General features: G+C 67.2%; 18 protein-coding genes. 7 read left to right on the forward strand and 11 right to left on the reverse strand.

Annotated features, from left to right (window positions below; genetic code table 11):
* Positions 1–55: 55 nt before the first annotated feature.
* From AC6JAC_RS06005 to AC6JAC_RS06030, 6 genes are all read right to left on the reverse strand, one after another.
* Complete coding sequence (locus AC6JAC_RS06005) at positions 56–1,681, reverse strand: glucoamylase family protein (protein ID WP_497963912.1); 1,626 nt, start codon at positions 1,679–1,681, stop codon at positions 56–58.
* Positions 1,678–3,615 carry a glycoside hydrolase family 3 protein gene (locus tag AC6JAC_RS06010; protein ID WP_497963914.1) on the reverse strand — a complete coding sequence of 646 codons (1,938 nt, stop codon included), beginning with the start codon at positions 3,613–3,615 and terminating at the stop codon, positions 1,678–1,680. Before AC6JAC_RS06010 ends, AC6JAC_RS06005 begins: the two co-directional genes overlap by 4 nt.
* Positions 3,616–3,667: 52 nt before the next feature.
* The gene (locus AC6JAC_RS06015; RefSeq protein ID WP_497963916.1) at positions 3,668–4,645 is read right to left on the reverse strand and encodes a carbohydrate ABC transporter permease; all 978 of its coding nucleotides are present in this window, start codon (positions 4,643–4,645) and stop codon (positions 3,668–3,670) included.
* A 12-nt stretch (positions 4,646–4,657) separates the two neighbouring features.
* Positions 4,658–5,548, reverse strand: a complete 891-nt coding sequence (locus AC6JAC_RS06020) for a carbohydrate ABC transporter permease (protein ID WP_454699965.1) — start codon at positions 5,546–5,548, stop codon at positions 4,658–4,660.
* 86 nt (positions 5,549–5,634) lie between these two features.
* Positions 5,635–6,909 carry a sugar ABC transporter substrate-binding protein gene (locus AC6JAC_RS06025; protein WP_028271568.1) on the reverse strand — a complete coding sequence of 425 codons (1,275 nt, stop codon included), beginning with the start codon at positions 6,907–6,909 and terminating at the stop codon, positions 5,635–5,637.
* A 444-nt stretch (positions 6,910–7,353) separates the two neighbouring features.
* The gene (locus AC6JAC_RS06030; RefSeq protein ID WP_497963918.1) at positions 7,354–8,466 is read right to left on the reverse strand and encodes a LacI family DNA-binding transcriptional regulator; all 1,113 of its coding nucleotides are present in this window, start codon (positions 8,464–8,466) and stop codon (positions 7,354–7,356) included.
* Positions 8,467–8,892: 426 nt separating this feature from the next.
* Between AC6JAC_RS06030 and AC6JAC_RS06035 the strand changes: the two genes are divergently transcribed.
* The 4 genes from AC6JAC_RS06035 to AC6JAC_RS06050 are packed head-to-tail and all read left to right on the forward strand — an operon-like array spanning position 8,893 to position 13,647.
* A complete protein-coding gene (locus AC6JAC_RS06035) occupies positions 8,893–10,314 on the forward strand; it encodes an extracellular solute-binding protein (RefSeq protein WP_028271570.1) in 1,422 nt (473 codons plus the stop codon).
* Positions 10,311–11,270 carry a carbohydrate ABC transporter permease gene (locus AC6JAC_RS06040; RefSeq protein WP_454699143.1) on the forward strand — a complete coding sequence of 320 codons (960 nt, stop codon included), beginning with the start codon at positions 10,311–10,313 and terminating at the stop codon, positions 11,268–11,270. The genes AC6JAC_RS06035 and AC6JAC_RS06040 overlap by 4 nt, the downstream gene beginning before the upstream one ends.
* Positions 11,271–11,278: 8 nt before the next feature.
* Complete coding sequence (locus AC6JAC_RS06045; RefSeq protein ID WP_028271572.1) at positions 11,279–12,181, forward strand: carbohydrate ABC transporter permease; 903 nt, start codon at positions 11,279–11,281, stop codon at positions 12,179–12,181.
* Between the two features lie 23 nt (positions 12,182–12,204).
* Positions 12,205–13,647 (forward strand): glycoside hydrolase family 32 protein, encoded by a 1,443-nt coding sequence (locus AC6JAC_RS06050; RefSeq protein ID WP_497963921.1) that lies wholly within the window; start codon positions 12,205–12,207, stop codon positions 13,645–13,647.
* A gap of 40 nt (positions 13,648–13,687) precedes the next feature.
* Here the strand turns inward: AC6JAC_RS06050 and AC6JAC_RS06055 are convergent, their stop codons facing one another.
* Positions 13,688–14,800, reverse strand: a complete 1,113-nt coding sequence (locus tag AC6JAC_RS06055) for a LacI family DNA-binding transcriptional regulator (protein WP_497963923.1) — start codon at positions 14,798–14,800, stop codon at positions 13,688–13,690.
* Positions 14,801–15,001: 201 nt separating this feature from the next.
* On the opposite strand from AC6JAC_RS06055, the gene menD reads away from it, so the two are divergent.
* Both menD and AC6JAC_RS06065 read left to right on the forward strand, forming a co-directional pair.
* Positions 15,002–16,828, forward strand: a complete 1,827-nt coding sequence (gene menD, locus AC6JAC_RS06060) for a 2-succinyl-5-enolpyruvyl-6-hydroxy-3-cyclohexene-1-carboxylic-acid synthase (protein WP_497963925.1) — start codon at positions 15,002–15,004, stop codon at positions 16,826–16,828.
* 160 nt (positions 16,829–16,988) lie between these two features.
* A complete protein-coding gene (locus tag AC6JAC_RS06065; RefSeq protein ID WP_497963927.1) occupies positions 16,989–17,981 on the forward strand; it encodes a hypothetical protein in 993 nt (330 codons plus the stop codon).
* A 76-nt stretch (positions 17,982–18,057) separates the two neighbouring features.
* Here the strand turns inward: AC6JAC_RS06065 and AC6JAC_RS06070 are convergent, their stop codons facing one another.
* From AC6JAC_RS06070 to AC6JAC_RS06085, 4 genes are all read right to left on the reverse strand, one after another.
* Complete coding sequence (locus AC6JAC_RS06070; protein WP_454699137.1) at positions 18,058–18,870, reverse strand: amino acid ABC transporter ATP-binding protein; 813 nt, start codon at positions 18,868–18,870, stop codon at positions 18,058–18,060.
* An 11-nt stretch (positions 18,871–18,881) separates the two neighbouring features.
* Positions 18,882–19,673, reverse strand: coding sequence for an amino acid ABC transporter permease (locus tag AC6JAC_RS06075; protein WP_347897052.1), 792 nt, complete (start codon positions 19,671–19,673; stop codon positions 18,882–18,884).
* Between the two features lie 94 nt (positions 19,674–19,767).
* A complete protein-coding gene (locus AC6JAC_RS06080) occupies positions 19,768–20,571 on the reverse strand; it encodes an ABC transporter substrate-binding protein (RefSeq protein WP_454699136.1) in 804 nt (267 codons plus the stop codon).
* Positions 20,572–20,758: 187 nt separating this feature from the next.
* The gene (locus AC6JAC_RS06085; RefSeq protein ID WP_497963930.1) at positions 20,759–22,186 is read right to left on the reverse strand and encodes an isochorismate synthase; all 1,428 of its coding nucleotides are present in this window, start codon (positions 22,184–22,186) and stop codon (positions 20,759–20,761) included.
* 130 nt (positions 22,187–22,316) lie between these two features.
* Here AC6JAC_RS06085 and AC6JAC_RS06090 point away from each other — a divergent pair, with 130 nt between their 5' ends.
* Positions 22,317–23,102: a demethylmenaquinone methyltransferase gene (locus AC6JAC_RS06090; RefSeq protein WP_497966769.1), complete on the forward strand. Its 786-nt coding sequence runs from the start codon at positions 22,317–22,319 to the stop codon at positions 23,100–23,102.
* The last annotated feature ends 9 nt before the right edge of the window (positions 23,103–23,111 follow it).

A 23,111-nucleotide genomic window follows, 5' to 3' on the forward strand; every position in this document is an offset into this window, starting at 1 on the left:
GCGCCGGGAAGTGAGAGAGCGTTTGGGTTGGGGCGGCGGGAAGTGAGAGAGCGTCCTAGCCGGCCAGGCCCGCGCCGAACTCCTCGACCTCGATCAGCGGTTTGATGACCGCTTCCACCTCGCCCTGGACGAAGTTGCGGCGGATCACGTTGTTGCCGAAGACGTTCCCGATCGCGCCCAGGACCATGGCCTGGTCCAGCGAGAGGTAGCGCCGGGCGATGGTTCCGGACTTGACGGCCACGGCATCGAAGAAGCCGCCGGCGCCGTATGCGCCGAGGTCGCGTTCGATCTTGACCAGGTTGTCGTACGCTTCGCGGGGCTCGTATTCCATCGCGAGGAACGCGGCGTGCGGAGTCACCACGCCGTCGCCCCAGGCCGGGGTCGGATTGCCGGCCGGGCGGCACCCGTCGAAGCCGGTGTCCACGCTGGTGCGTTCGACGTCGGACGGGTAGCCGTCGCTGCTCATGCCCAGCGCATCGACGCCCCACTCGGAGTAGCCGCCGTTCGGGTGGCTGGCCGGCGAGAAGCCCCAGTACCCGTACTTGGCGTCGTCCAGGCCGAACTCGCGCTGGGCACGGACGGTCAGCGGATGGTTGATGCCCCAGGCCTTCGGCGCCCAGCTGGACTCCGGAACGAACAGGTCCGGCATGAGGGACTCGAACATGTCCCCGCCCCAGCTCGGCACGATCCGCATGCCGCGGTACGTGTAGGCGCCCTCGAAGACGTCGATGCCCTGGTACGTCCGGGTCTGGCCCGCCGGCTTCTGCTCCTGCCACGACCAGTCGCAGCTGTCCGGGAAGACCCGCATGGTGGCGAAGTAGTGCGCCGGCGGCAGCTGGCCCAGGGCAATGCCGATGTAGGTGGCGATCCGCGGCTCGGAGTTGGTGACGTCGTAGTGGTTCATCGTGTAGTAGACGTCCGGGCCGCGGCCGAGGTAGTTGCCCTGGACCGTTTCCACCGGCGGTTTGACGTCGTAGAAGCCGCCGCGCAGCAGGCCGGCGGCAATGCCGGGCCGGGCGTCCTTGTTGTAGAAGATGCCGAAGTCCATCCTGCCCAGAATGGTGTTGGCCAGCCCGGCCACCTTCGGCTCTGCGTTGCGGACCACCATCAGGGCGGCAGCGAACCAGCCGTTGTCCACGCTGGACATGAACGGCGCCACGGGGTTCCCGTTCTCGGGCCAGACGGTGATGACTTCGCCGGTGGCTTCGTCGTACCAGTTGTAGAGCATGCCGCTGGGCTCGTGGTGCTTGAGGCCGGCCAGGGTGGTGAGGGTGCGGGTGAGCCGTTCCCGGCACTCGCTGGCGCTGATGATGTTCAGCTCCCGGGCCACCACGGTGCTCCACATGTAGCCGCCGATGTTGGTGGGCGAGGTGAAGCCGCTGCGCTTCGGCGCGGTGATGGACTCGCCGATGTAGTCGGCAGGCAGGCCGGTTGTGGAATCGGTCATGGCAACCAGCGATTTCCAGGTGTCCTGGGCCCAGCGCGTGATGACGTTGCGGTCCACCCCGCCCAGGTTCCGTGCGCGGGCAAAGTACGACGCCGGTTCCGCACCTGCCGCTGCGAAGCCGGGTTTCGCTGTGGCGGCGGCGAGTCCGGTGACGGCAAAGGCGGCCGCGCCGGCGAGGAGCTGGCGGCGGCTGGCGGTGGAGAATCCCGGGGTGGCATCGAAGCGCTGGTTCATGAGCTCAGTCCTGACTGGGTGGCGGCGGTGGCGGTTCCGGACCGCGGCGCGTGGGCGGCCAGGACGTGCGGCAGGCGCAGGCCGTGCCCGAACGGGAACAGGGGATCGGCGGTGTCTCCGGGGACATCCGAGCGCGAAGCACGCACGGCGTCCATGGACCGCGGGATATCGAAGGGAAGGCTGCCCTGCGGCTCGATGCGTCCGAACAGGGCGTCGAGGAGTGCCGTGTCCGAGACGCCGAAGGTACCCACCAGGGCCGAGGCGAACTCCGCCAGGGGCGTGAGGATGGCAGGCCGGTCCAGCCGCACGTCGATGATCAGCGGAACCTTCGCGGCCAGGGTGCGGAGCCGGGAAACCAGCCCCGGCGGGAAGTCCAGGCTCCCGGCGTGGAAGTGCTGCTCCAGGAACAGGTCGTCGCGGTGGTCCCAGGGGGAGTGCAGCCGGATCACGGCAACATCCGCCTGGTCCGGGTCCTGAACTACAGTGCCGAAACCGTCGAAACTCAGCGGGTCCATGCCCTCCACGTAGACGGCGGGTGAGCCGGTCAGCGGCAGTGCGGTCCCGCCGTCGTGCGTTCCGTTGGCCAGCACCGTGACGGACTGTGCCTGGGCGCGGTGGCCTTCACGCCGGAACTCGGCGTTGCCCACGGTTTCGGCCGCGGCGTCCTCGTCCACGAAGGGGTTGTCGAACAGGCCGAGCTGGAACTTGACCAGCAGCAGGCGGCGCGCGGATTCGTCCAGGCGCTCCTCGCTGACCAGCCCGTCCCGGACCAGGCCGAGGAGCAGTTCGGTGCATTCCTCGCCGCCGAACTGGTCCACGCCTGCGTTCAGGATCTTCAGCATCCGCTGGGGTGCGGTGAGCTCTTCGACGCCCCAGGCCCGGGCCGGCAGCACCTGGTCTCCGACGATGTTGTCGTTGACCAGCTCCCAGTCGCTGAGCACCACGCCGTCGTAGCCGAGCTTCTCGCGGAGCAGGCCGGTGATGATCTGTTTGTTGTAGCCGAAGCCGACTTCCTCCACCGGTTCGCCGTCCAGCTCGACGCCGATCGGCATGCCGTAGTACGGCATCATGGCGCTGGTCTTCTCCGCGATGGCGGCGCGGAACGGTGCCAGGTGTTCGTCGAAGCGGCCGCCGGGGTAGACCTGTTCGCGGCCGTAGGGAAAGTGGGCGTCCTCGCCGTCGCGCTGCGGCCCGCCGCCCGGGAAGTGCTTGGTGGTGCACGCGACGCTGTCCGGCCCCAGCTCGTCGCCCTGGAAGCCCTGGAGGTATTCAACGACATACTTCGAGCTGAGATCCGAGTCCTGCCCGAAGGTACCCGCCTGCCGGCACCAGCGCGGTTCGGTGGCCAGGTCAACGGTGGGGTGCAGCGCCGCGCGGATCCCGACGGCGGTGTACTCCTTGCGGGCGATCTCGGCGAAGCGGCGGATCAGGTCCGCACTGCCGACGGCGGCCAGTCCGATCGGCTCGGGCCACTGCGAAAAATGGGCCGCAGTGAACGAGACGCCGGAGTTCTCGATGAAGGCGTGGCGGGGGTCGGTGGAGATGGTCACCGGGATGCCGTGCGGGGTCTGCTCGGCAAGGGCCTGCAGGGCGTTGCTCCAGCGGGCCGCCTCGCGGGCGGTGCCCAGCGCGTGGATGTTGAAGTGGTTCATGAACTTGCCCAGGATCACGGTGCTGGTGGGCGACTTGCTGATGTTGCCGGGTGTCTCGAGCAGGGTGCCGTCCGGGCCGGTTTCGATGACCGTGTGGAACATCAGCCCGGCCTTTTCCTCGAGGCTGAGGCGGCCCACGAGGTCGGCGGCGCGTTCGTGCGGGCTGAGGTCCGGGTTTTCGAAGGGATCCATGATCCCGTTGCCGTTGAGGTCCCGGTAGGGGGTGCCGCCGTCAGCCACGGAGGTGACGGGGCGCGGGCTGGTATGGGTGTGTGAAGTCATGGGTGCTCTCTTGCGTCAGGTGAAGTCTGGAAGGGCAGGGGAGAAGGCGGCTCTATTTGATGCCGGTGGCTGCGACGCCCTGGATGAAGTAGCGCTGCAGGGAGACGAACAGCAGGATGATGGGCGTGATCACCAGGACCGATCCGGCGAGGAGCAGGCCGTAGTCGGTGGCGTTCTGGCCGGTGGAATACAGGGACAGGGCCACCGGCAGGGTGTACATGTCCTCGGTCTGCGCCACCACCAGCGGCCACAGGAAGTTGTTCCATGACCCGAGGAAGGTCAGGATGCCGAGGGTGGCCAGCGGCGGCCCGCACAGAGGCATAACGATCCGCAGGAACGTGCGGAGTTCGCCGGCGCCGTCGATCCGGGCCGCTTCGATCAGGGAGTCCGGGATGCCCATGATGAACTGGCGCATCAGGAACACGCCCATCGGGGCGGCCAGGAACGGCAGGATCAGGGCCGGGTAGGTGCTGACCAGGCCCAGCTTGCTCACCATCACGAACAGCGGCACGAACGTGACCACACCCGGGACCATCAGCATGACCATGACCAGCAGGAAGAGGAAGCGCTTGCCCGGGAAATCCATCTTGGCCAGCGCGTAGCCCACCATGGAGCAGAACAGCAGGTTGCCGAGGACAGTGAACACGGCCACCACCACGCTGTTCAGGAAAAACGTGCCGATGTGCAGCTCGTTGAACCAGACCAGGAAGTTGTCCAGCGTGGGCTGCTCCGGCCACCAGGTGATGGGCCGGCGGAGGAGCTCGCCCTGGGTCTTGAACGCGCCGAGGAACATCCAGGCAAACGGCAGGAGAGTCGCGGAAACGGCCACCACCAGGACAGCGTAGGTCAGCGTGCGGCGCGCCGGCGCGCGGCGGCTGGACCGCCGTCGTGCGTTGCGCTGTTGAGGGGAACCACCGGTGGTTCCGGCCGGGACCGCTCCGCGTACGACGGCGGCGGGTTCCGCTCCGTTGGACGCTGCGGCGGGTGCCGGAGCCGCCGGAAGCGGCGCTGAAGTTTCGGGGATCGTCATGGGGATCGGTCCTCAGTCCTTGGATCGCAGGGCTCGGAATTGGAGCAGGCTCAACAGGGCGATGGCCACGAAGAGCACATAGCTGGCCGCGGAGGCCAGGCCGTATTTGCCGAACCCGAACTGGTTGTACGTGAAGTAGCTGACTGACAGGGTCGAATCCAGCGGGCCGCCCTTGGTCATGACGAACGGTTCTTCGAAGAACTGCAGGAAGCCGACCGAGAGCAGCACAGTTCCCAGCAGGAGCGTGGGGCGCAGCATGGGCAGGGTGATCCGCATGAACCGCTGCCAGGCGTTGGCGCCGTCCACTTCGGCGGCCTCGAGGATGTCGCCCGGAACAGCCTGCAGCCCGGCCAGGAAGATGATCATGAGCGTGCCCAGGTTCCGCCAGACGGCCAGCAGGATCAGGGCCGGCATGGACCAGGTGGTGCTGTTGAGCCAGTCCGGGCCGGCGATTCCCACCCAGCCGAGGATGACGTTCAGGAGCCCGTCAGGCTGCAGGATGAACCGCCACACCACGGCCACGGCCACGATGCTGGTGACCACAGGGGTGTAAAAACCCACGCGGAAGGCGGTGCGGAAACGCGTGATGCCGTTGTTGAGGGCTACCGCAAGCGCGAGGGCAAGGACCGTGGTGAGCGGGATGCCGACCACTACGAAATAGGCCGTGTTCAACACGGAGTGGAGGAACTGCGGGTTCCGGAAAAGCGCGGCGTACTGGTCAATCCCGACGAATCCGACCGCCAGGGGGTTCTCGATGTCGCGGCTGGTGAAGTCGGTGAATGACATCAGGAACGACGACACCAGCGGTCCCAGCATGAACACGGAGAAGATGAGGACGAAAGGCAGCGCGAACAGCCACGCCGTCAGCGCGTTCCTGCGCCGCCGCGTCTGCCCTGCGCGCACGTTGGCGCGGGCCGGAGGCCTGCCGGCACTTTTGGTGCCGGCAGGCGGTTTGGTGCCGGCAGGCGGCGCGTTGGTGGTGGCCACTGTTACTTCCCGGTGCCGATCGAATCTGCGGCCTGCTGCAGGGACTTCAGCGCCTCAGCGGGGTCCTTGCCGGCCTTGACGATCTGTTCGATTTCGCTGTCAGCGGCCGCGGCAACCTGGGTCCAGGTGGTGACGGCCGGCGGGTTGTTGGTGGTCTTGAGCTGGTCGCCGAAGACGGAGAGCTTGCTGTCTCCCGCCAGGGACTGGTCCTTCCAGGCACTCTGCTGCGAGGGGAGGTCGCCGGTGGCCTTGTACCACTTGAGCTGGACCTCGGGCTTGGACAGCCACTGCAGGAGCTTCCAGGAAGCGTCGCGGTTCTGGGACTTCTTGAACACCACCATGTTGGAACCGCCGACGAAGGACGTTGAGGTCTTCTCCTTGGGCATGGGGGCAACCTTGTACTTGTCCTCAAAACCTGCGCCGCCGGCCTTGTTGAGCAGGCCGACGTGCCACGGGCCGCTGATCATCATGGGGGCGGAACCGTCCACGAAGGATGCTTCGGCAGTGGTGCCGGTGGACACGGCCTTGGACGCGAGCCCGTCGGCGAAGAAGCTGGAGTAGTACTTCAGCGCCTCTGCCGCTTCCGGGGTGTCGAGGGTCCACTTGGTGCCGTCGTCGTTCATCAGCTTCGCGCCGTTGGACCACTGGAAGGGGAGGGTGTCCAGGTACGAACCGGCGACGCCGGCGGGCAGCTGGACCCCGTATTTTGCCCCGGCCTTCTCCTGGAGACCCTTGGCGAGGGCTTTGAAGTCATCCCAGGTTTCGGGCGCCTTGGTGATGCCGGCCTTCTCCGCGAGGTCGCTGCGGTAGTAGACCACACGGGTGTCGACGTACCACGGGACGCCGTAGGTGGTGCCTTCGACTTCGGTTGACTTCACCGAGCCGGGGAAGAAGTCGCTGGTGCTGATCTCCTGGGGCGTGGCATCGAAGGAATTGGCGAAATCGCCCATCCAGGTGGTGCCCATCTGGGCGACGTCCGGGGTGGTGCCGCCGGCGATGGCGGTCTGGTACTTGCTGAGCGCGGCGTCCCACGGGATGGCCGTGACGTTGACCTTGACGCCGGGGTTTTCGGCTTCGAATTCCTTGAGCAGCGCCGGAAGGGCTTCGCCTTCGCTGCCCTGGGCCCACAGCGTGATGGTGCCGGATGCCGGGCCCGAGGCAACGGGCTTGGCCGACGACGCGGCGGACGAACCTGCGGAGTCCCGGCCGCAGCCGGTGAGCAGCAGTGCGGCAGCGAGGCCGACGGCGGCTGCCTTCTTGGCGTTCGGATGGATCATCATTGTTCCTTTCATCGGTCCCGCAGGCGCGGCCGGCTTCGGCTTGGCTTCGGGCTCATGCCTGGGCCGGTGCTTCGGCTGGTGCGTAGCGGGGCGGGGCCGGTGAGGGCACCGTTCTGCAAAAGTATCTAAGCGCTTTGATTTATCGCTCGAACCAATCTAAGCGCATTGAATGTGATCTTGGCAACAGGTAGCCGGAAGAAAGTTGTTGCGCGGGGAGTGGGTGCGCGGGCGCGGCGGGGTGCTCCGGCGGCGCGAGGGAGGCGCGACGGAGGAGCGGCGGAGGGGTTCCGGAGTGGCTGCCGACGGGGTGCGCGGGTTCGGGCTGTGTGGGTCCTGGCGCACGGTGCGCTTCGAAGCTCAAGTGGGGGAGCGCGAAGGCGAGGAGTGCCGCGCGGGCAGTCCCGCCGTCGTCGGGCGCTTCTGTTGTTTGCGGCGGCGGGCTTAGCCCGGCTGGCAGCCGCAGCTTTCACGTAGCACGACGCGCACGGGAAGCCGGAGGTTCACGGCAGGCTTGTCGGGATGGTCCAGCCGGTCCAGGAGCAGTTCCACCATAGTGCGTCCCATTTGTTCCATGGGCTGGCGCACGGTGGTAAGCGACGGCTTGATGACCCGCCCGGCAGCGATTCCGTCGAAGCCCGTCACGGCAACGTCCTGGGGAATCCCGACACCGGCGGCGGTCAGGGCGTCCATCACCACCAGCGCGTCCTGATCGGTGGCGCATACAAAGGCCTCGGGCAATGAGCCCTGCCGAAGGATGTCGGCGACGACTTCCGTCAGGGATTGTTCGCTGCCGCACGGGTATTTCGGCTCGCGCGTTGCCGGCAGTCCCGCATCGTGAAGTGCCGCCCGGAAACCTTCGAGCCGTTGCTCATTGTCCGAGGACGGCATGCCGCCAAGGAACAGCAGATCCGAGAGTCCGTGCGCGGAGATGAGGTGTTCGGTGATGGCCCGCACGCCGGAAATGTTGTCCACGGTGACGTGGTCCAACGCGCGGTTGTTCACGTTCTCGGACACTTCCACCACGGGGATGCGGCGGGCGATCCGGGCAAGGGCTTCGCTCGGGACGGAACGCGGAAACACGGCCAGCCCGTCGACGCGGCCGGCAATGTCCGACAGCACGGCCTCGTTGTTTTCCGGGTTTCCGCCGCCAACGAGCAGCGCCTGCCCCCGGCGCCAGCACTCGAGCTCAACGCCACGCTGGACCTCGTCCACGTACAGCGGAAACAGCCGGAGATCCTCGTTCCGGCGCTCAAGGTCGGCGGCCGCGGGGTTCTCGGGGTTTTCGGTGTTTTCGGGGGCCGGGCCGTCGCCGCGGATGCCGTCGGCCGGGTCCAGCAGGTAGTCGTAGGCAAATAGACCCAGGGCGCCCGTACGGCCCCTTGCCAGGCCGCGCGCGCTGGCGCTGGGGACGTAACCCAGTTCTTCCGCGGCAGCGAGGACAAGTTCGCGCGTGGACGCCTTCACTTTGTCGGGCTGCCGGAAGGTGAACGAAACGGTCGCGATGGAGACGCCCGCCCGCTCTGCGACGTGATAAACCGTGGGACCTTTTGCCATTGTCGGCCTCCTTCTCCCACGAGTCTATGCGCTTAGCATTCCCCTGTGGAGTGCATGGCGGTTCCAACGCCCTCTCAGGTCCTGCCTGCTTTTGGGGAACGCTCTCTCCCTTCTTGCGGGTTTTGGGGAAACGCTCGCTCCCTGTGTCCCCGACGTCGACGCCGCGGCCCGCCAGGGCGTGGAGGAGGTCAGAACGTGCCGGGCGGGGCATTGGGGTCTTCGAGGTGCGGGAGGTGAGAGCGCGTTCGGGGAGGAGCGCCGGGAGGTGAGAGAGCGTTTGGGGAGGGGTGCCGGGAGGTGAGAGAGCGTTTGGGGAGGGGTGCCGGGAGGTGAGAGAGCGTTTGGGAAGGGGGCACAGTTGTGACGCTTGACACGTGTTAGGTCCTTGATCTACAGTTCCTAACACGTGTTAGGAAGGAAATTGACATGACCGGAGCCACAAACGGGCACCTGCGGGAAATCACCCGCCGTACCGCCCTTGGTGCCCTCGGCGCGGGAATCATCGGAGCAACCGTGGCGTCGTGGCCGCGGCTCTCCGGGACCGACATTCCGGGCCGCGGGGACAACAGCCTCAGCATCGCCATCATGGGCACCGCCGCGGACGCCGCCGCCCGCCAGCGCGCCATCGACGCCTTCACCCGACTCCACCCGGAGATCAAGGTCAAGGTCCAGGCCATCCAGGCCGTCGACTGGAAGGACTTCTTCACCAAGATCCTCACCATGGTGGCCGCAGGCACACCGCCGGACGTGGTCTACGTGGCCACCGAAGGCGCCCAGCTGTTCGCGGAAAAGCTCGCCCACCCGCTCGACGAATACGTGCGCCGCGACGCCGCGGACATGCGGGAGTTCTTCGAGGACGTCCACCCCAGCCTGGTGGAGGCCTTCATGTACAAGGGCAGCCTGTACCAGCTCCCCATGGACTGGAACGCCGCCAACATGTACTACAACACCACCGCATTCGCGCAGGCCGGTCTGGACCGCCCGGCGGATGACTGGACCCACCTGGACTTCCGCAACAGCCTGGCCGCCATGCGCAAGGCCCGCCCCTCGGACTTCACCCCGTACTACTGGACCAACCGGCTCTTCGGCGGTGTGGTGCCCTGGCTTTACGCCAACGACACCAGCTTCCTGAAGGAAACCCGGTCCTCCGGCGGGGAATGGCTTTGGGACGGCTTCTACGCCAACGATCCCTCCCGCAGCCTCCGTTCCGGCGGCTACCAGTGGCTGGAGCCGAACGCCAACGACGACCGCGTCTTCGAGTCCTTCGACTACCTCCGCGGCCTGGTCAAGGACGGGCTCGGCGTCCGCCCGGAGGAAGGCGGCGGCAGCTCCCTGGTCGGGCTGTTCGCCTCCAACCGCATCGGTACGACGCCGGCCGGCGGCTATTGGGTGCAGGGCCTCCACGAAGCCGGCATGGGCGAAAACGATTTCGACGTCCAGTTCTTCCCGCGCTGGAAGACCCAGCGCCACCAGTTCGGCACCGCCGGCTACGCGATCATGAAGACCGCCAAGGACAAGGACGCCGCCTGGGAATGGATCAAGTTCAGCTCCAGCCGCGAGGCCATGGAACTGATCTTCCCCAACCCGATTACGACGCCGGCGCGCCGCTCCATGGTCAACGAGAAGCTCTACGCCGGCAAGGGACCCGCCAACTGGAAGGTCTTCTACGACACCCTGGACAGGTTCCCCACCACCGGGCCCATCCCGGCCCCACCGCAGCAGGCCGCCGTCGAAACGGCCCTGATGAAGAACGTTTCGCTGGCTGTCAGCGGCGACGAGCGCCAGCTCAAGCAGGCCCTCGCCTCCATGCAGCGCGACCTTGAACTGGCCCTGAGGAGGCAGTCATGAGCACCACCACCCCGCCGCGGGAGCGGCCGAGGCAGGCGGCCGGGCAGGCCGAGCCGGCCCAGCACCAACCCACCGCCAAGTCACGGCACAGCCAGCGCTGGCTGGCCTGGATTTTCCTGGCCCCCACCATCCTCGGCATGGGCCTGTTCACCCTGATCCCGATCGTGGCCTCCGTGGTCCTTGCTTTCTTCCGCTGGGACATCATTTCCGCGCCGACGTTCGTGGGCTTCGACAACTTCTCCGAAGTGGTCCAGGACCCCACCGTCCGGGTCTCCTTCCTGAACACCATCGTGTTCGTGGTGGTGGCGGTGGCATTCCAGCTGGGGCTCGCCCTGGCGCTGGCCATCATGGTGCAGGAGAAGATGCCGGCCTGGCTGCGGGTGTTCTTCCGCTCGGCCTTCTTCTTCCCGCTGATCCTGTCCGCGGCCTCGGTATCCATCTTCATGCGCTACCTCTTCAACGAACAGTTCGGCGTGGTCAACTGGTTCCTGTCGCTGGCGGGCATCCCCGCGGTGCCCTGGCTGACCACCCCCGGCGGATCTGCCGCCGTCGTGATCCTTGTCTACGTGTGGCAGAACTTCGGGTTCTCCTTCCTGCTGTTCATCGGCGGTCTGGCCTCCATTCCCGTGGAGACATACGAAGCGGCATCGATCGACGGCGCCACCGGCTGGCGCAAGCACCTCCACGTCACGCTTCCCCTGCTGAGCCCCACCACCCTCGTGGCCTCGGTGATGGCGATCATCAGCGCGCTGCAGGTGTTCGACCAGCCCTACGTGCTGACCCGCGGCGGCCCCGGCGACTCCACGCGCACCGCCGTGATGGTCATCTTTGAATCGGCCTTCCAGCGACTCGAGTTTGGTCAGGCGTCCGCCATCGGCGTGCTTCTCACCCTGATCATCATGGCCATCACGGCCGCGCAGTTCCGGCTCAGCAAACGATTCGTCTTCTACCAGTAAGGCCAGCCATGACAACCACAACAGACCACGGCCTGGCTGGGCATTCCCCCCGGCTCTCCGAAGGCCTCCCCGTAACGACTCCCAGGCGGCGCAGGTTCAGCTGGACCTTCGCCCTCCGCGTGGGCCTTCTGCTGATCGCGGCAGCCCTGACGCTGGGCCCGGTGCTCTGGACCCTGTCCACCTCGCTGCGGTCGCCGTCGGAATCCTTCAAGCTGCCGCCGTCGTTCTTCCCGTGGAACCCGGACTTCACGTCCTACGGTGAAGTATTCCAGCAGCTGAATATCTTCCTCCTCGTCCTCAACAGCGCCCTGGTGACCGGGCTGATCGCGGTTGGCCAGATGGTGTCCGCGGCGATGGCGGGCTATGCGTTCGCGCACCTGAAGTTCCGCGGCCGCGGCGCACTCTTCTCGATCGTGCTGGCCACCATGATGGTGCCGGTCCAGGTCACGATCGTGCCCGTGTTCATGCTGATCCGCGGCATGGGCCTCTCGGACACGCTGCTGGCGCTGATCCTCCCGGCCATTCCGACGGCGTTCGGCACCTTCCTGATGCGCCAGTACTTCATGGGGCTCCCCGCCGAACTGGCCGAGGCCGCCTCGATCGACGGCGCCTCGCCCTGGCGGACGTTCCGTTCCGTATATGCACCGCTGGCGATGCCCGGCATGGCGATCGTGGGAATCCTCGCCTTCAACTTCCATTGGAACGAGTTCTTCCGCCCGCTCATCCTGACCATCTCCGAACAAAACTTCACACTTCCACTGGGACTCGTCTCGCTTCAGGGCAACCTGGGAACCGGCAGCATCTCAGTAGTTCTTGCAGGCGTGGTCCTGTCCATGATTCCGGCGCTGGTGGTCTTTATGTTCGGCCAGCGCGCACTCCAGGACGGCCTCACGGCCGGCACCGGAAAATAACCTCCCCACCGAAAGGCCCCGCCATGCCCTCCCCGGACCTCGCCGCCATGCGCTTCGACGACGTCGCCGCCGCCCACCCAGACCCCGCCTTCCCGCGGTTCCACCCGCGTCCCGCACAGGGCTGGATCAACGATCCCAACGGCATCAGCTACCTCAACGGCCGCTACCACGTGTTCTTCCAGTACAACCCGGACTCCGCCCGGCACCACAAGATCGCCTGGGGCCACGTGAGCTCCGCCGACCTGGTGCGCTGGGAGGAACACCCGGTGGCACTGCGCCCGCAGCACGGCGGGCCGGATGAGTACGGCTGCTGGACCGGTGTGGTGACGGACGACGGCGGTGTCCCCACCGCCGCTTACTCGGGCGTCCGCGGCGACGGCGGCCACTCGCAGGTGGTCATTGCCCGCGGCTCGGAGGATCTGGTCCATTGGGAGCAGACCTGCCATGTTGCCGCCTCGATGCCCGCCGACGGACAGGTCACCGCTGTCCGCGACCCGTTCATCTTCCGGTTCAACGGCAAGCGCTACGCCATGCAGGGCGCCGGCCTCGCCAACGGGCACGCCGCACTGCTCCTGTACACGGTGGACGACATGTCCGACTGGAAGTACCAGGGCATCTGGCTGACCTCGGAGAACCCGGTGGCCGCCGAATCCACGCCTGCCGAAATCTGGGAATGCCCGCAGCTGGTGCGGGTTCCGGATGCGTCCGGCGCCTCTTCCGGCGGCGCAGGGGACTCCGGCGATTCCGGAACCTGGCTGATGATGTTCTCGCTCTGGCTTTCGGGGGACGCGCACGAACACGCCAACGGTGTGGGCCACCTGGTCGGTTCGCTGACCGAGGACCCGGCGACCGGATTGCCGGTGTTCACGCCGCGCGGCGGCGGAAAGTCCGACCTCGGGCGCGACTTCTACGCACCCCAGATCGTGGCGCTCGAAGACCGGGCGCTCCTGTGGGGCTGGGCCAACGAGGGACCTGGCCGCGACGGCCGCCGTGGCCGCAGCCAGGACGAAATCGACGCCGCCGGCTGGGCCGGAGTCCTGACTTTCCCGCGTGAGCTCTCCGTGGTGGATGGCACCCTGGCCGTGGGCCCCGCCCCGGAGATCGATGCCTACCGCGGAACGCTGACGGCCAGCCAGGCTGCAGGGTCCGTTGTGCTGCCTGCTTTTGCCGAGGCCCTGGTGACCGGCGGGGCTCGTCCGGGCAGCGGGGACGCTTCCGGCGGCAGCGGGGACTCCGCCGTCGAACTGCTGCTCGTGGGGGACTCCAGCCGGCAGACAGTGTTCAGCGGAACCATCGCTCCGGGGGAGCAACTGCGGGTCTTCGTGGATGCCTCCCTGGTGGAGGTCTACCGGGCCGGTTCCGTGGCCACGACGCTGCGGGCCTACCCGGCTGCGGGGGAGCAGTGGCAGCTGCAGCTTCCGTCCGGGGCCACGGCGGACGTCTGGGAACTGAAGCAGCCCTCGTAGCGACTGGTGTTGCGGCCCGGCCGGCTAAACCGGCCGGGACTCAGCGCCCGGCCGGGACGGGGCCGGTGGAATCCCGGACCACAAGGCGGCAGGGGACCATAGTCTCGGAGCTTGACGCGGGCTCAGTGCCGGTAGCGGAACCGCCGCCGGCGCTGGCGCCCGTGCCGCCGTCGTCGTTCTTTCCGTTCGGAACCGCTTCCACCTCGGCGAGCAGCGCCGTCATGGCAGCCTCACCCATTTCCCGCAGCGGAAGGGCCATGGTGCTGAGCGCCGGGACCATCGCCTTGGCGACGCGGAATTCGTCGTCGTAGCCCATAACGGACACGTCCTCCGGAACGTTGAGCCCCAGCCGGTAGCAGGCCAGCACGACGCCGATGGCAAGGCGGTCGTTGGCACAGAGGATCGCGGTGGGACGCGCGAGTGGTTCCACCCCGTCGAGGAGCTTCATGGCGCCGTGGAATCCGGCGTCGATATCCCAGCCCACCTGGATGACCCGGTCCTCATTGACGGGCATGCCCGCGAGCTTGAAAGCATCGCGGTAGCCGTCGATCCGCCGCGGCGCCGCAGGAGTCAGGGAGTCGCCGGCGAGGAAGGCGATGTCCCGGTGGCCGAGCGACATGACATGCTCGGCGGCTTCGCGTCCGCCGCGGACCTCGTCGGGAATCACGGACGGAAGCCCGGCCTCGGGGCGGTCGTCGAAGCAGTTGGCCAGGATGGACGGGACCCGGGCCATGTTCGGGGGCACGTGCAGCGGACGCAGGCCCACCGTCACATACATCAACCCGTCCACCTGCCGGTCCAGCAGGGTTTCCACAGCGCTTTCGTCCCGGGACTCGTCCAGTTCCGTGTCCATCACCACGGTGACAAAGCCGTGCGACCGTGCCACCGCGTCCGCACCGGCGATGATGTTGCCGTCGAACGGGCTGGTGACCACCTGGTCCGACACGATGCCGATGATGCGCGACTGCTGGTTGCGCAGGCTCAAGGCGATTTTGTTCGGCGAGTAGTTGAGGGCGGCGGCCGCTTCCCGGATGCGCTGCTGGCTTTCGAGGGCAACGTTGCCGTCGCCGCGGCCGTTGAGCACGAGCGACACAGCGCTGCGCGAGACACCCGCCAGCTTGGCGACGTCCAGCGCGGTGGCCTTGCGGTTCATGGGCTGATCCTCCGGGTGGGAAACACTGCTTTGCTGCAGTTTACCTAACTCGTGTGAGCTGATGTGCGGCTTGGGATCCTCTCTCACTTCCTGCGGGGTCTGGGGCAACGCTCTCTCACTGGGTTGAAGGAAGTGAGAGAGGGTGCGGGGTGGGGCGGCAGGAAGTGAGAGAGGGTGCGGGGTTGGTGGCAGACTGGATTGGTGACTTCCGAGAACCCGCTGGACCCGCTCAACACCTACGCCGCCGCCGAGGATGCCCCCCTTTCCGAAGGTGATCCCACCGGCGCCGCCACAGATCCCGAAGCTACCGGCACCCCCGCCGAATCATCAGCAGGCATCCTGACTGCCGTCAAATCAGCCCGGATCGCCGTCAAAACCCTGCTCGACGGCGGCGTGCGGTACGTGGTGGTCTCGCCCGGATCGCGGTCGGCACCCATGGCCTACGCGCTCGCCGAGGCCGACGCCGCCGGCCGGGTGGAACTCCTGGTCCGGATCGACGAACGTTCGGCCGGGTTCACCGGACTGGGCCTGGCCCTGTCCACGGGAGCGCCGGTTGCCGTGCTCACGACGTCGGGCACCGCCGTCGGGAATCTCATGCCGGCCGTGATGGAAGCCAACCACGCCGCCGTTCCGCTGGTGGTGCTCTCCGCCGACCGGCCCGACGAACTGCGGGGGACCGGCGCCAACCAGACCACTGACCAGCTCGACCTCTTCGGCGAACACGTCCGGTTCGCCGTCGACGTCCCCGCCGGCACCGACCCGCAGCGCGCGGTGGAGACCGCCCTCAGCGCGGCCACGGGAGCCTTCGAGGACACGCCGCCCGGGCCCGTGCAGCTGAACCTGGCCTTCCGCGATCCGCTGGTCCCGGCCGCCGGCGACCACCTGCCGGAGGCAGCCGGGCCGGGAATCTGGCAGATCGGCCGCGGCCCGGAGCCGCTCACCCTCACGCCCGCCCCCGCCGGGCTGCAGGAACGGCGCACCGTGGTGCTCGCAGGGCACGACGCCGGGCCGGTCGCCGAAGCCTTCGCCCGCGCGCACGGCCTGCCGCTGCTCGCCGAACCGTCCTCCAACTCGCGCTTCGGCCCCAACGCCGTGGGCCCCTACCGGCTCCTGCTGGAGCACTTCGGCCCGGACTCCGCGCAGCCGATCGAGCGCGTCGTCCTGTTCGGCCGGCCCACCTTGTCGCGGCCCGTGGCGCAGTTGCTGGCCCGTGCCGACGTCCCCTCGGCCCTCTACCAGCCCGTTCCCGTGGCCTGGTACGAGCCGGGCCGCCGCACCGAGCTGCCCCTGGACAATCTCAGCGACCTCGCCGATTTCTCCGGCCGGGGCTCAGCGGCGTGGCTGGACGCGTGGCTCCTGGCCGGTGCTGCCGCCCAGCATGCGCTCGACCAGGTGCTGTCCGGGGAAACCGCAGCGTCCGGCCCCTCGGTGGGCGCCCTGGTGTGGCAGCACGCGCGCGGGCAGCTCATGCTGGGCTCCTCCAACGGCATCCGCGACGTGGACCTCGCCGGCCAGCCCGCGCCCGGACCGCAGGCCACCGTCTTCGCCAACCGCGGCCTCGCAGGGATCGACGGCACCATCTCCACCGCCACGGGCATCGCGTGGGGCGGCCGGCAGGAAACCACCCTGCTCGTAGGCGACGTCACCTTCCTGCACGACGCCGGCGGGCTCCTCCTGGGCTTCGCCGAGAACGATCCCCTGCTGCGCATCGTGGTCCTCAACGACGCGGGCGGGGCCATCTTCAATCTCCTGGAACACGGCGCCGTGCAGGAGTCCGGAACGTACGGGAACGCCGTCGAACGGCTCTTCGGCACCCCGCACAGCGTGAACATCGCGGCACTCGCCGCAGCGTACGGCGTCGAACATTGCTCGGTAAGTACGACGGCGGCACTCGCCGAGGCGCTTTCCGCACCGCGGCAGGGCCGCAGCATCATTGAGGTCCGCACGGACCGCACGGGCCTTCGGGAGCTGCACGGCCGGATCAAGGCGGCAGTGGGAGACGCGGTCCGGGGCGTGCTGGCGCCGTAGTCCGCGATACGCAAAAGGTCTCATGACGCGCAGATGTCCCGGCGCACCCCGAATAACCCGTGCGCAGGGACATTTGCGCGTCGAAAAAAGGCTGCGGGCGTTGTCCACATACGAGCCCAGTCTCCTCGTTTCTGCGGCTTGGTCCTGACAGCTTGAATGCATGCCGGATCTCCCAAACCTCCTCCTTGCCCGAGACTGCGGGCTGCATGCGCTCACTGCCAAGGACCTCTCGAAGCAGGTGAACTCCGGTGCCCTGGTGAGGATCCGGCACGGTGTGTACGCGGACGGGCCGGCCTGGCGGGAACTGAAGGACTGGCAAAAGTACCGGCTGCAGATCCAAGCTGCCGCGGAAATGTTCCAGAAGCCAACCATCTTTGCCAGGCATTCGGCGGCAAACGTGTGGGGAGTACCTACCATCGGCGTCCGCCATCCGGTTCAAGCCCTGGCCCTGACGAACGACGGCGGGAGGTCGCGGGCGGGGGTCAGGCGCCACTTCGCGGCCCCGTCAGGTTTGGAAGTAGTCCGGCGCGACGGGTTGCTGGTCACGTCCCGGGTCCGCACCGTGCTGGACCTGGCTGCGTTCACGCCGTTCGCGGAGGCTGTTGTCCCGCTGGACCATGTACTGGGGCCGGGCGCTGTACTTCGGCCGGGGACTGCCGCGCAGCCGTCCGCCTTGAGTAAGGACGACCTCAGGGCGGGCATCGGATCAATCTATAGCGCGGCCAGACAGCGCAAGATCCACGCCGCGCTCGACTTCGCAAATGCCCTCTCCGGTTCCGCAGGGGAGTCCTACAGCCGCTCGCTCCTTCACGTTGCAGGGTTCGATGCTCCGGTCCTCCAGCAGGCATTCAGGGATGGCCAGGGTTTGATTGGCTACTCCGACTTCTGCTGGAAGCGGGCCAGGGTGGTTGGTGAGTTTGACGGCGAGGAGAAGTACCTCAAACCGGAGTACCTCAAGGGGCGCACACCGTCCCAGGCCGTCGTCGAAGAAAAATACCGCGAGGACCGGATCCGGGCCCTCGGGTTCACGGTGGTCCGGTGGGTGTGGGCCGACCTGATGCAGCCGGGCCGGCTGGAACGGAAGCTGGCGGCGGGCGGGGTGCCCCGCCGTCGTGCGCGTTCTGCCATTCTCGACGCGCAAAATGTCCCGTGACGCGCAAATGCCTTGGCGCACCCGGAATACCAGGTGCGCCAAGGCATTTGCGCGTCGAAATGCGCGGGCCGGACCCCTACTTCGAGATGTCGATGTGCGTCGGGTCCAGCACGCGCTTCAGGAATTCCTTGGTGCGGGACTGCGTGGGGGCGCTGATGACCTGCTCGGCCACGCCTTCCTCCACCACAACGCCGCCGTCCATGAACACCACGCGGTCGGCCACTTCGCGGGCGAAGCCCATCTCGTGGGTCACCACCAGCATGGTCATGCCCTCCTTGGCCAGGTTCCGCATGACGGACAGGACGTCGCCCACCGTCTCCGGGTCCAGGGCCGAGGTGGGCTCATCGAACAGCATGAGCTCGGGGTCCATGCTGAGCGCGCGGGCAATGGCCACACGCTGCTGCTGGCCGCCGGAGAGCTGGTCCGGGAAGCGGTCGGCCAGGTGTCCCAGGCCAACGCGTTCCAGGTTGGCCTGGGCCACCTTGTCCGCTTCCGCCTGACCGCGCTTGAGCACCTTCGTCTGGGCGATGGTGCAGTTCTGCAGTGCGTTCAGGTGCGGGAACAGGTTGAACTGCTGGAACACCATGCCCACCTTGCGGCGCATCTTGTCGATGTCCACGTCCGGGTCGGTGGCCTCGAAACCGCCGACGTGGATGGTGCCCTCGTTGGGCTTCTCGAGGAGGTTGACGCAGCGCAGGAGGGTGGACTTGCCGGAGCCGGACGGGCCGATCAGGCAGACAACCTCGCCGGGGGCAACGTCCAGGCTGATGCCCTTGAGGACTTCGTTGGTGCCGTAGGACTTGCGGAGGTCCTTGAGGGAAACTCCGGCGGCATGCACGGCGGAACCGCGGGTGCCGGCTGTGTCTGAGGGATGTACGACGTCGTTCATGACTGTCCTGCCTATCGCTTCGTCCGCGCGGAGCGGCTTTCGAACTTCCGGGCCAAGAGGCTCAGCGGGATGGTGATCACCAGGTAGAAGGCGCCGGCCACGAGGAGCGGGGTGAGCCCTGCGCCCAGGCTGGAGATGCCGTCGCGGCCGAACTTGGTGAGCTCGTACTGGGAAGCGGTGAGGCCCAGTACGTAGATCAGCGAGGAGTCCTTGGTCAGGAGGATGACCTCGTTGGTTAGCGGCGGCAGCACGATTCGGAATGCCTGCGGGATCACGATGGATACCATGGCCCGCCACTGCGGCATGCCCAGCGAGCGGGCGGCTTCGAGCTGACCCTTGGGCACGGCCTGCAGGCCGGCGCGGAGCGTTTCTGCGATGTAGGCCGCGGCCACCATGCCCAGCGAAATCATCACCACGACGGTCACGTTCCACTGCACGCCGAACGCGAGCGGAACACCGTAGCCGAAGGCGATGAACACGAGCAGGGCGGGGATGCCGCGGAAGAACTCGATGTAGCCGGTGGCGATCCAGCGGTAGAGCGGGAAGCTGGAGAGCTTCATGAGCGCCAGCAGCAGTCCGCCGGACAGGCCCACGATGAAGCCCAGGGCCGTGTAGATCAGGGTGTTCTTGAGGCCCGACAGGAAGATGTCCGGAAACATCGGGCCGATCTTGCCGAAGTTGAAGACGCTGGTGCCGATGGTCTTCCAGTCCGTGGCCAGAATCAGCGCGGCCACAGCCACAACGAAGATTCCGGCCTGGACGTACAGGCTGACTTTGGCTCGTTGACGTGCGGTCATTGCCATGGTGTTCTCACATTCGTTTTGCGCAGATGAGGCCCCGTACGGACTGTCGTCCAGCGGTACGGGGCCTCAACTGAGTCGGTCTCAGGCCGGGGTGCTACTTGGCGGCTTCGCCGAACCAGGTGGTCTCGTACTTCTTCAGGGAGCCGTCATCGGTCAGGCGCTTGAGCGTGGAGTTGACCTGGTCAGCCATGGCGGTGTTGCCCTTTTTGATGGAGATGCCCAGCTTCTCGCCCGTGGCGTAGTTCTCCACGCGCTTGTACTTGGCGTCGTCCTTGATGGCGTAGGCCAGGACGGACTGGTTGCCCAGGGCGGCGTCGATGGTGCCCGCCTGGAGGGCCTGGACCAGGAGCCCGGAATCTTCGAACTGCTGCGCGTCGATGCCCTTTTCCTGGGCGTACTTGGCGCCGGTGGTGGCCTGCTGCACGCCCACCTTCTTGCCCTTGGCGCTGTCAATGTCCTTGATGCCGGAGGCTTCGCTGGCCACGAGGGTCAGGTCATCGTCCATGTACGGGTTGGAGAAGTCCATCACGGCCTTGCGGGTGTCCGTGATGGAGACCGAGGAGATGGAGACGTCGCAGCCGGTGAGTGCGGTGCCGGTCTCGATGGCCTCGAAGGAGCTGTCCACTACGCTGAGCTCGGCCTTGAGGTCCTTGGCAACCTCGGCGGCGATGTCCATATCGAAGCCGACGATCTTGCCGTCCTTCTGGAATTCGAACGGCTCGTAGGGAACGTCGGAGCAAACGGTCAGCTTGCCGGCGTTGATGAGCTGGACGCCGCCCGCGGAGGACGCAGCAGGGGTGGAGCTGCCGCCGCAGGCCGTGAGGGAGAGGGCGCCGACGGCGAGGATTGCGGCTGCTTTGGCGGCCAGCTTTGCCGTGGCGGAGGACATGGGCTGCATAGTTTCTTACCTTTTGTTGCAGGGGTATGCGTGACTAAAACGGCTTATAGTGTATCGCCGAATAAGAGATGTGCATCACAGAAAACTTAGTTTCACTATTGGATAACTAATACCGAGGCTAGCGCAAGACCCCACGCGGCAGCATTGTCTGGAATCCCGGACTCAGGGCGCGGGCCTCCCAGCGACTCTAGCTCTTGATGCCCAGCGACTCGAGCATCGGCCGGAACTTGGCCCAGGTCTCCGCGAGTTCAGCCTCGGGATGGGAGCCCTCCACGATGCCGCAGCCGGCGTAGAGCCGCACGGTGTCCGGTGCCTCGACAACGGCGCCGCGCAGCGCGATTCCCCACTCGCCGTTCCCCGCCGCGTCCAGCCAGCCCACCGGACCGGCGTACGGTCCGCGGTCCATGTGCTCCAGCTTGCGGATCAGCGCGCCGGCCACAGTGGTGGGGGTTCCGCAGACCGCAGCCGTGGGGTGCAGCGCGTTGATGAGGGCGAGGCAGGTGGGCACGTGTCCCTCCACCTCGGTCAGCTCGGCCTTCACGTCCGAAGCCAGGTGCCACACGTTGGGCAGCTCCAGGATGAACGGTTCGCTGTGCGCGTTCATCGCCTCGGAAAACGGCGCCAGCTGGGTGGTGAGCGACTGGATCGCGATCTCGTGTTCGTGCCGCTGCTTCTCGGACCCGGCCAGCACGCGCTCGGCAAACTCCAGCGGGGAGCCGTCCATCCCTTCGGCGTCGCGCCGGTCCAGGGTGCCGGCAAGAACCCGGGCCTGCGCCGTGCGTCCCTCCACCTGGATCAGCATTTCCGGGGTTGAACCCACCAGGCCGTCCACCCCGTAGGTCCAGCATTCGCGGTACCGGACGGCCAGCTGGCGGAGGATCTCGGCGGCATTCACGCCTTCGGGAATCGTGGCCACAATGTCCCGCGCCAGCACCAGCTTCTCCAGCTTGCCGGTGCGGATCTCGGCGACGCCTGCAGTTACCGCCGCCATCCAGTCATGCTCGCTGAGCGATCCGGTTTCAAGTTTAGGTACGACGTCGGCGCCCAGGTCCGCGGCACTCCCGCCGCCGGGACGGTTGCCCTGGGCGAGTACGACGGCGGCGGCCGGGTTCCCGGCTCCGTCGCCCTCGGCGTCAATCGGGTCGGCTCCCGGGTCAGAGTCAAGCGGGTCCTCATCCAGCCAGCGGTCCAGGGCGGCGAGGGCGCCCGCTTCGGTGAGTTCGCCGTCGTCGAATGTTAACTGGGTGAGCCAGGCGCGGCCGTCCCTGACACCCACCACGATTTCGGGGACGATCAGCCGGGAGCGGTGCGTGGACACCTTGGAGAACGCGAAGGAGCCAAAGGCCACGGGACCGGTGCCGGGACAGTCCACGGAGTCGGTGACGTCCGCCTCGAGAACCAGGTGCCGCCACCAGATATCGGCCTCGAGGAAGCGCTCGGGCCCGGTGGCGGTGAAGCGGGCGATCTCGCCGAAGCCCACCAGCCCGGCTTCGCGGCGGGTCCAGCAAAGGACATCGTCCCGTACCAGAAATGACGGCAGCCCCCCGGAGAATGATCTTCCATCCAGGGGGACTGTCAGTGTCTTAATAGTGCCGGTGCGGAGCGTGCTCGTCATGATGAGATAACACTACTCCCGAGTGTGGCCGGCACCCTGTTGAGCTCCGCCGCCGCGCTGCGGAACCTCCGCCGCCGCGCTGCCCGGGCGCCGGTTCGTGGGTGCGCCCAACATTTGAGACAATGTCATGGTGAACCGAGCATCCTTGGATAAGCGTCCGGACGAAGTAGCCACGATGTTTGACGACGTCGCCCCCAAATACGACGTCGTGAACGATGTCCTGTCCATGGGACAGACGCGCCGCTGGCGCCGGGTAGTCGTCGAAGCGATGGATGTGAAGGCGGGCCAGCGGGTGCTGGACCTCGCCGCCGGAACGGGCACCTCCAGCGAGCCCTACGCGGACGCGGGGATCGACGTCATCGCCTGCGACTTCTCCCTGGGAATGCTCAAAGTGGGCAAACGCCGCCGCCCCGACATCGACTTCATCGCCGGTGACGCCACCCGCCTGCCGTTCGCTGACAACAGCTTTGACGCCACCACCATCTCCTTCGGCCTGCGCAACGTCAACGAGCCCAAGAAGGCCCTGGCGGAAATGCTGCGCGTCACCAAGCCCGGCGGAAAGCTGGTCATCGCCGAGTTCTCCCAGCCCGTGGTTCCCCTGTGGCGCACCATGTACACCGAATACCTCATGCGCGCACTGCCCGCCATCGCCGTGAAGGTCTCCTCCAACCCGGACGCGTACGTGTACCTGGCCGAGTCCATCCGTGCCTGGCCGGACCAGGACCACCTGGCCGGCTGGCTGCAGGAATCCGGCTGGGAAAAGGTCACCTACCGCAACCTCAGCGGCGGCATCGTTGCCGTGCACCGCGCGCACAAGCCCGCCGGTTCAACGCCGGACGGCAGTGCCTCGGCCATCGCCAACCACACCGGCCCCGTGGCCAAGCTCCGCCGCAACATCACCCGGCCCGCGGGCTAGCCGAACCTG

The sequence above is a fragment of the Arthrobacter sp. KUASC02 genome (assembly GCF_059739395.1).

Excerpts from the sequence above, each read along its gene's own strand:
- AC6JAC_RS06005 (WP_497963912.1), bottom strand. The coding sequence starts at position 1,681 with ATGAACCAGCGCTTCGATGCCACCCCGGGATTCTCCACCGCCAGCCGC.
- AC6JAC_RS06010 (WP_497963914.1), bottom strand. The coding sequence starts at position 3,615 with ATGACTTCACACACCCATACCAGCCCGCGCCCCGTCACCTCCGTGGCT.
- AC6JAC_RS06015 (WP_497963916.1), bottom strand. The coding sequence starts at position 4,645 with ATGACGATCCCCGAAACTTCAGCGCCGCTTCCGGCGGCTCCGGCACCC.
- AC6JAC_RS06025 (WP_028271568.1), bottom strand. The coding sequence starts at position 6,909 with ATGATCCATCCGAACGCCAAGAAGGCAGCCGCCGTCGGCCTCGCTGCC.
- AC6JAC_RS06030 (WP_497963918.1), bottom strand. The coding sequence starts at position 8,466 with ATGGCAAAAGGTCCCACGGTTTATCACGTCGCAGAGCGGGCGGGCGTC.
- AC6JAC_RS06035 (WP_028271570.1), top strand. The coding sequence starts at position 8,893 with ATGACCGGAGCCACAAACGGGCACCTGCGGGAAATCACCCGCCGTACC.
- AC6JAC_RS06040 (WP_454699143.1), top strand. The coding sequence starts at position 10,311 with ATGAGCACCACCACCCCGCCGCGGGAGCGGCCGAGGCAGGCGGCCGGG.
- AC6JAC_RS06045 (WP_028271572.1), top strand. The coding sequence starts at position 11,279 with ATGACAACCACAACAGACCACGGCCTGGCTGGGCATTCCCCCCGGCTC.
- AC6JAC_RS06050 (WP_497963921.1), top strand. The coding sequence starts at position 12,205 with ATGCCCTCCCCGGACCTCGCCGCCATGCGCTTCGACGACGTCGCCGCC.
- AC6JAC_RS06055 (WP_497963923.1), bottom strand. The coding sequence starts at position 14,800 with ATGAACCGCAAGGCCACCGCGCTGGACGTCGCCAAGCTGGCGGGTGTC.
- AC6JAC_RS06065 (WP_497963927.1), top strand. The coding sequence starts at position 16,989 with ATGCCGGATCTCCCAAACCTCCTCCTTGCCCGAGACTGCGGGCTGCAT.
- AC6JAC_RS06070 (WP_454699137.1), bottom strand. The coding sequence starts at position 18,870 with ATGAACGACGTCGTACATCCCTCAGACACAGCCGGCACCCGCGGTTCC.
- AC6JAC_RS06075 (WP_347897052.1), bottom strand. The coding sequence starts at position 19,673 with ATGGCAATGACCGCACGTCAACGAGCCAAAGTCAGCCTGTACGTCCAG.
- AC6JAC_RS06080 (WP_454699136.1), bottom strand. The coding sequence starts at position 20,571 with ATGCAGCCCATGTCCTCCGCCACGGCAAAGCTGGCCGCCAAAGCAGCC.
- AC6JAC_RS06085 (WP_497963930.1), bottom strand. The coding sequence starts at position 22,186 with ATGACGAGCACGCTCCGCACCGGCACTATTAAGACACTGACAGTCCCC.